At 35.4% G+C, this 8,050-nt stretch carries 5 protein-coding genes and 2 pseudogenes; 4 read left to right on the top strand and 3 right to left on the bottom strand.

The window, feature by feature from the left end; genetic code table 11:
• The first annotated feature begins 136 nt into the window (after positions 1-136).
• The 3 genes and pseudogenes from HOG71_09490 (at position 137) to HOG71_09480 (ending at position 2,558) form a co-directional block, all read left to right on the top strand.
• Entirely contained in the window at positions 137-847 is a 711-nt protein-coding gene (locus HOG71_09490; GenBank protein MBT5991073.1) for an SAM-dependent methyltransferase, read from the top strand.
• Between the two features lie 115 nt (positions 848-962).
• A pseudogene (gene nhaD / locus HOG71_09485) lies at positions 963-2,147 on the top strand (sodium:proton antiporter NhaD).
• 204 nt (positions 2,148-2,351) lie between these two features.
• Positions 2,352-2,558 (top strand): annotated as a pseudogene (locus tag HOG71_09480) (sodium:proton antiporter).
• 378 nt (positions 2,559-2,936) lie between these two features.
• Here the strand turns inward: HOG71_09480 and HOG71_09475 are convergent.
• The 3 genes from HOG71_09475 to HOG71_09465 all read right to left on the bottom strand — a co-directional run bounded on the left by HOG71_09475 (position 2,937) and on the right by HOG71_09465 (position 7,335).
• Positions 2,937-4,331, bottom strand: coding sequence for a C1 family peptidase (locus tag HOG71_09475; protein MBT5991072.1), 1,395 nt, complete (start codon positions 4,329-4,331; stop codon positions 2,937-2,939).
• Between the two features lie 107 nt (positions 4,332-4,438).
• Positions 4,439-5,476, bottom strand: a complete 1,038-nt coding sequence (locus HOG71_09470) for a 2-oxoacid:ferredoxin oxidoreductase subunit beta (GenBank protein MBT5991071.1) — start codon at positions 5,474-5,476, stop codon at positions 4,439-4,441.
• A gap of 8 nt (positions 5,477-5,484) precedes the next feature.
• Positions 5,485-7,335, bottom strand: coding sequence for a 2-oxoacid:acceptor oxidoreductase subunit alpha (locus tag HOG71_09465; GenBank protein MBT5991070.1), 1,851 nt, complete (start codon positions 7,333-7,335; stop codon positions 5,485-5,487).
• Positions 7,336-7,643: 308 nt separating this feature from the next.
• Here HOG71_09465 and HOG71_09460 point away from each other — a divergent pair.
• Positions 7,644-8,050: pyruvate:ferredoxin (flavodoxin) oxidoreductase (locus HOG71_09460; GenBank protein MBT5991069.1), on the top strand; the 407-nt coding region annotated here is incomplete at its 3' end.

Raw genomic sequence — 8,050 nt, 5'->3', positions numbered from 1 at the left:
GCATGTAAAGTTGTGAATTGTTTTTTTAATCGCTCTTTTTAATCTGATGAAATTTAATAAGAATTTTTAATATCAGAAAATAACTGAATCATTAAAGTCCTTATGTAACTTTGAGAGAGACAAAGTACCTAAAATCATGAAAGGAGTATTGTATTTAATTCCAAACCGATTGTCTGATGAAGAAGTAAATCAGTTTATGCCTGTTTATAATAGTAGTATTTTGCATAAGCTGAAATATTTTATAGTCGAAAATTTAAAGCCTGCCCGTGCGCTGCTAAAATCGGCTGGAGTTTCAACCCCTTTTCAAGGAATCAATTTTTTTGAATTGAACAAAAGAACTACAGATACTGAAATCTCTGAAATGATTACAGTTTTGTTAGATGGTCATTCGGTGGGACTTATTACAGATGCTGGATACCCTGCTGTAGCTGATCCTGGAGAAGAAATTGTTTTCAAAGCTCATCAAAATGAAGTGCAAGTGGTTCCACTTACTGGACCTTCCTCTATTCTATTTGCAGTGGCAAGTTCAGGTCTCAATGCCGAGAAATTCACCTTTCATGCCTATTTGCCTGTTCATAATAATGAGTTAGTAAAAAGTCTGAAAAAACTAGAAAGAAATATACTGACTGAAAATTACACACATGTTTTTATTGAAACCCCTTATCGATCTCAAAAATTGTTTGAAGATATTTTAAAACATGTAAATCCTAATTTGTATTTAACTGTTTGTGCTGATTTGAATTCAGAAAAGCAATACATTTCAACTCAACAGATTGCAATATGGAAAAAAATGAAGACTGATTTAAACAAAAAATTAGTTGTATTTGTGATTGGATTACCGTCCTGATGTTAATATTTGAATGATATATATCACTATTGCCAAATAACATTTTTAATCATAACACAATATTTAAATACTTTTCTACTTTTGCGCTTTATCTAAAAAACTAAAAAGAAGTATTATGTTGTGGTTTTACTTAATGATTATTATTTTCATTCTTGGCTACACAGCCATTGCCTTAGAGCATCCTTTAAAAATTGACAAAGCAGCTTCAGCACTATTAATTGGTGTGTTAACATGGGTTGCATTTATTGTTGGAGGAGAAGAAGTTATTCATGCATTCGAAGGTTTCTATGGAGCAGCACATGAAAGTTGGCACGCATTTATGGCATCTCACGGAGTTCATGGAGAAGAAGGAACAAAGCATGCTATGCAATTATTTATTGGAAAACATGAGTTATTACACCATTTGGGTGAAATAGCTGAGATTTTGTTTTTCTTACTCGGTGCTATGACCATCGTTGAAATTATTGATCAACACGAAGGATTTAAAATCATTACTGATAAAATTAAAACGGTCAAAAAAGTTAAACTTCTTTGGATTATTAGCGTTTTGACATTTTTTATGTCAGCTGCTTTAGATAACCTAACAACAACTATCGTTATGGTTGCATTATTGAGAAAACTCATTGATGCGAAAAGCGATAGGTGGTTCTTTGCCAGTATGGTAATTCTTGCTGCAAATGCGGGAGGCGCTTGGTCACCAATTGGTGATGTTACAACCATTATGTTATGGGTGAAAGGGAATGTGACTACACTTCCAATTATTGTTGATGTTTTCCTTCCAAGTTTAGTGACTATGCTTGCACCACTTGCTATTTTATCCTTCACAATGAAAGGAGAAGTTCAAAGACCTGATTTATCAGCAGGACATGAAGAAGAAGAAGGTCATGTTTCAAAAAGAACAAGTGGATTAATTTTAGCCCTTGGTGTAGGCTCATTACTTTTTGTACCTGTTTTTAAAACAGTTACTCATTTACCTCCTTATATGGGTATGTTATTAGGCTTAGGCTTCCTATGGCTAATAACAGAAATATTACACAAAAGAAGGCACAAAGAAACATCAACAAAACTTACTGTAGTAGGTATTTTAACCCGTGTGGATGTTCCTACTGTGTTGTTCTTTTTAGGTATTTTATTAGCTGTTGCTTCCTTGCAATCTGCCGGACACCTTACATTATTGGCAGGTTGGTTGGATACCGTTACTCATGAAAATATTTATGTAATCAACATTGCGATTGGGTTTTTATCATCCATAGTTGACAATGTTCCATTAGTAGCTGGAGCAATGGGTATGTATGATATCAATCCTGATATTGTAGCTCATTTAAGTACCGCACATCTTGCAACCTTACATACTCTTAGTCCAGATGTAATATTAGCAAATGTAAATGCTGACATGTTACCAGGTTTCACTCAAGAAATGGTTTCCATGGTGCAGCAATTAAGCATTCCACAGTATCATCATATCTTAAATATTTTACCTCAGGATTTGCATGCAGCCAAATATTTCATGGTTGATGGTCAATTCTGGCAGTTCTTAGCGTATTGTGCTGGAACAGGAGGATCTATTCTTATTATTGGTTCTGCAGCGGGTGTTGCCGCCATGGGAATGGAAAAAATTGACTTCATCTGGTATATGAAGAAAATTTCATTGCTTGCAATAGTAGGTTACTTAGCAGGTGCTGCTACGTACTATTTGATGTTTGCTTTGTAAGAGAAAAACATAGTTTTATGATGGCTGTCTCAAGAAATTGGGATGGCCATTTTTTTTGAATTAGCAATAATAAAAGTTCTTGATAGTTTTCGTTTTCGTTGGAGATTGTTCGGGTTCATCGCTAACAGATTCCTCCTATACAGTCGGAATGAACAGAAACGGAGTGGAGTAGGATTCACCTAGTTTGTCGTGTAACAAAGAGAGACATCTGACAGCAATGAGTAAGTGTTTTATAGCGAATAGTCTTTACTTTTCGCTAACAGGCTCTTTGCTAAAAAAGGATTTAAAAGACAATGCTATGAAACGAACATGAGTAAAATATTCCTCACACACCTGTGTGCAGAAACACTTCGGTTGAAAAGGTGAAAATTATTTCTTTTACTCCTCTGGAGCAAACATTGGATCCCAAGGAGGTAACAATGTAGCCTCCTCTTTTAAAATCTTAAGAATTTTAGCTGGAATATATTCCTTGTTTACAACGAGTCTGAACATATATTCATTGAACCATTCATCAGTCATTACTAAATGACCTTTGTAGCCACTGGCAGCTCCCCAGCTGTTTTCAAGTAACCATTTGGTAGTATTCTCTTTTTCATCTACATCAACCCCTATAAGAGCCATGCCATGCGAAGATCCACTTGAATAAGTTTGGATACGTTCTTTTTTATCCATGCCAAATTCAACATCGAACAAAGCGTTGTAATTGTAATTATCTACATCCAATGTACCGTTTTTGCTATCAAGGAATTTGCCGACATCGCAAGAAAAATACATCCCTTCATTGTTCTTTAATGATGTAAGTGCCATTTTTTTCAAATCGGCTGCAGGTAAATTAATGTATTTCCAGTTGTAGCCTTCAATCATATTTCTATCGTACTCAATCTCATATACTTTATGATATGCTCTGGTAGGATCGTTCATAAACATTACATAGTTGGCCAAATCAACTCCAAAGAACTCAGCATAAAATGATTTGGGCGTATATGTTTTGAAATCACTTAATATGCCTTCATTATTTTTATATCTCCAGTCAAATTCTGTTGGAGGCTCACCCAGATTAATTACTAAAATTTTATATATGTCTTTCAGCATATTATTCTTAGCTGTTCTGATATCATCTTCATTTTTTCCTGCTGCATGCATATCTCTTAAATCCAATGCATCTTCTTTTAATTTTAGTTTGATAAATGAAGACATATGCCTTGTGTTTTCACTGCTATGCGTTTCAGGCATGGCCGATTGTGGAACAACTCCATATTTTTGCACAATATCAGCAAACGTTGTCCACTGTCCACCATCGCCTATTGGATTTTTGAACAGCCAGTCAACAGTTCTGTCATTTAAAGCTTTGTCTCTTGTAGCAATAATTCCTTCTAGAAATAAGTTTGACTTTTCTAACTGATCCCAAAAGAAATTAAACGTATGAGAAAAATCAAAGGAGCTTAAATTAGAATTCCCAAGTATAACGGGCTTTAACGTATTCAAACCAGTGTATAACCAACATCTTCCAGACGACTTTTGATCACTAATTCCATTCGTAATTACTTTATACTTAAAGTTAAAGTCAAGACTAGATTTGCTACTTTGATTAATGGCAAGTTTATTAATAGCATTGTTGCTTACTGCATTTTGGAGTGCTTCAATATTTGTATTTTGAACTGATTTTTGAAAATCGTGAATCAAGGTTTCCGTTATGGCCCCTTTTTGTTGAGCGAATGAGGCAATTCCTAATAAGATCATGCAAATTGCCAGTAGTGATTTACGTGTTTTCATATTTTATGTTTAGTTTAGCTGAAATCAAAAATAGAACATCTCTGATAAAGTAAGGATAAAAAAAAAGGCCTTTCAATGAAAGACCTTTCTAAAACTTTAATTATGGATTAATCCAAATCAAAAACATCACCACTAAAAAGCAAGTCGTCCATGTTTTTATACTTTGGTGTTTTCATCGCATGCTCGATTTGGGCATCCAACAAATCGTTATAAGTATCTTGCTCAACAGATCTTATTACGCCTAAAGCCAGTGGCATTTCAGGTGGGTGCATTTGAATAAGCATAAGCTGTTTGGTGTAATTAGATTCCTGAGCATCATGAACCAAAATATCTTTTTCAGTAATTCCATTTTCGCCAATAACAACTTGTTCAAGCTCTAGCTTTTCTTTGTTGAGAATAATTCCTTTCGAATTGTTTTCACCAAACAACATAGGTTCACCATGTTTAAGAAAAATTTGATGGTCATCCCGGGTTTCTTTTGCTGTAACAATTGAATGCACCTGATTGTTAAATATCACACAGTTTTGTAATATCTCAACAACTGAAGTTCCTTTATGATTGGCCGCTTCAATTAATGCTTCACGAATCATTTTTGGGTTAGTGTCAATTAATCGTGCAAAGAAAGTTCCTTGTGCTCCTACAGTTAGTAATCCAGGACGGAATGGTGGTTCGATGGTGCCATCAGGAGAGGTTTTTGTTTTACTCCCGATTGGTGTAGTAGGCGAAGCCTGACCTTTTGTTAAACCGTATATTTTATTATTTAATAAAACAACATTGATATCGATATTCCTTCTGATCAAATGAATAAAGTGATTGCCTCCAATAGCCATACAATCGCCATCACCTGTTATTTGCCATACACTCAAATTTGGATTTGCTAATTTGACTCCACTAGCAATAGCAGCTGCTCGTCCGTGAATGGTATGAAAGCCGTAGGTATCTACATAATATGGGAATCTGGATGAGCATCCAATTCCTGAAATAAATGCAATGTCCTCTTTCTTTTTTCCAATTAGAGGTAGGATCTGATGTACAGAGCTTAATACAGTATAATCTCCACAACCAGGGCACCATTTTACCTCATTTCCAGGTACAAAATCTTTTTTTGTGAGTTCTGGTATAATATAATTTGTTATTTCTCCCATGGTCTTGATTATTTATCTTCAAGTAATTGATTAAAACGATCTTTCAGTTCAGAAACCATGAATGGTAATCCCTGGACTTTATTAAATTGATGGTATTGAAATCCCGGAACTTTCATTCTTAAATAGTCAGCAAACTGGCCGCTGTTTATTTCACAAACAATTATTTTTTTGAAGCCTTTAAAAACTGACTCGGTATTTTTAGGAAGTGGTTTGATATAGTTAAAATGAGCAAGACTGACTTTTTTTCCTTCTTCTTTCATTTCATTTACAGATGTAAGTAATGAACCAAAAGTGCCTCCCCAGCCAACGATCAATAAATCGCCAGTTTCTTCTCCATAAATTCGTTGAAGAGGAATGTGATTACTGATACGCTGAACTTTTTCTTCTCTTAGGTCAGTCATAACCTGGTGATTTACCGGATCATGTGAAACTTCTCCGTCAACATCACCCTTTTCTAATCCACCAATTCGATGTCGTAAGCCTTCAGTACCCGGAATAGCCCAATCTCTGGCTAAAGTGTCAGGATCTCTTTTATAAGGCTTGTAGTCTGGATCATTTGCTTTGGCCATACGTGGAGTAATCTCAGGGAGTTCATCCATTTTTGGAAGTTTAAGTAATTCAGATCCATTTGCCAAATAACCATCGGTCAGTAAAATAACTGGAGTCATGTGTTCCAAAGAATATTTTGCTGCATAATAGGCAAAGAAAAAGCAATCAGATGATGATGAGGCTGCCATCACCATACAAGGACTTTCTCCGTTTCGTCCGTAGAGAGCTTGCATCAAGTCAGATTGTTCAGTTTTAGTTGGAAGTCCGGTTGAAGGTCCTCCGCGTTGAACGTTCACAATAACCAGAGGTAGTTCCGTAATAACAGCTAAACCAATGGCTTCACCTTTAAGTGCTAAGCCAGGGCCCGATGTAGTTGTAATTGCTAAATTTCCTGCAAAACTGGCACCTATTGAGGAGCATATCCCTGCAATCTCATCTTCAGCCTGAAATGTTTTAACGCCAAAATGATGATGATTTGATAACTCATGCAAAATTTCAGAAGCAGGTGTTATTGGATAAGATCCTAAAAATAAGGGTAATTTTGATTTTTCTGAAGCAGCTAAAAATCCCCAGGCTGTTGCTACATTTCCTGTTATATTTCTATATTTTCCAGGATTATGCTTTCGTACTGGAAGAATTTTATAAGTAACATCCAGTTCCTGTACATTATAAGCATAATAGTATCCTGCTTTTAAAACCTTCTTGTTCGCATCAATAAGAATTGGTTTTTTCTTGAATTTCTCTTCAAAGAATTTTTCAGATGGCGTAAGTTCTTTATTGAAAAGCCAATAAAGCATACCCAAGGCAAACATGTTTTTTGATCGAATAACAGTTTTGTTATCCAGATTCATCCCTGATAGTGTTTGTTGCGTTAATGTGGTGATAGGTGCTTTAACAACATTATAACCAACTAATATGTTGCTAGTGAATAAATCATCGTCCCAGCCTGCTTTCACCATGTTTTTAGGCTCAAAACTATCAGAGTCTAGGATAATTGTTGCTCCTCGCTTTGCCCATTTCAAATTTGTTTTTAATGCTGCCGGGTTCATTACAACCAAAACATCGGCTAAATCTCCTGAAGTGAAAACTTCTTTATGCCCAATGTGGACAGTGAAGCCAGAAACTCCGGAAACCGTTCCTTGTGGTGCCCTTATTTCTGAAGGATAATCAGGAAATGTTGCAATATCATTTCCTGTAAAAGCTGATGTGTCTGAGAACTGATTCCCCGTTAATTGCATGCCGTCTCCTGAATCACCTGCGAACTTTATAACTACTTCATCAAGTTCTACGACTCTCGACTTATCTGACATAAATTCTTTTTTGGTTAAAAAATGCATCCCTTATTCATATAAGAGATATAATATCGAGGCAAAGTAATAGAATTTAATTTGTTTCGGGTGCACATTTAATTCAGTTTTTTCACTGTTAATTATTGCACAAAGGAAGTGCGTATCTAAGTTCATTATTCGAACATAATTGTTTAGAATTAAACCAATTATAAGTTCTTTAAATAAAGTGAGGAGGGTATTTATTCTTTAAATCTTTCTCTAACTTGCGGTCGTTTTTAATTATGGTTTATAGTTGTATTTCATTGATATAAAATAAAAATAATTGCTTTATGGCTAATAAGAGAAATTTTATCACTTGTGAAGGAAACATGGCCGCAGCACATATTGCTTATATGTTTAGCGAAGTTGCCGCAATATATCCTATCACTCCTTCCTCAAATATGGCTGAATACGTTGACGAATGGGCCTCTTCTGGAAGAAAGAACTTATTTGGAGAAACTGTTGAAGTTTCAGAAATGCAATCTGAAGGCGGGGCATCTGGTGCTGTGCATGGTGCTTTACAAGCTGGCGCACTAACGTCAACTTACACAGCCTCACAAGGATTGCTGTTGATGATTCCAAATATGTATAAAATTGCTGGTGAATTATTACCGGGAGTTTTTCATGTTTCAGCGAGAAGTGTTGCTGCTCATGCATTATCAATTTTTGGAGATCATTCAGATATTTATGCTACACG

Source organism: Bacteroidota bacterium (assembly GCA_018698135.1).
Lineage (GTDB): Bacteria > Bacteroidota > Bacteroidia > CAILMK01 > JAAYUY01 > JABINZ01.
The sequence above is the reverse complement of the archived record's forward strand: the minus strand, read 5'-3'. Positions and strand labels throughout refer to the sequence as shown.

Coding starts and splice junctions, on each gene's coding strand:
- HOG71_09490 (MBT5991073.1), top strand. CDS start 137: ATGAAAGGAGTATTGTATTTAATTCCAAACCGATTGTCTGATGAAGAA.
- HOG71_09475 (MBT5991072.1), bottom strand. CDS start 4,331: ATGAAAACACGTAAATCACTACTGGCAATTTGCATGATCTTATTAGGA.
- HOG71_09465 (MBT5991070.1), bottom strand. CDS start 7,335: ATGTCAGATAAGTCGAGAGTCGTAGAACTTGATGAAGTAGTTATAAAG.
- HOG71_09470 (MBT5991071.1), bottom strand. CDS start 5,476: ATGGGAGAAATAACAAATTATATTATACCAGAACTCACAAAAAAAGAT.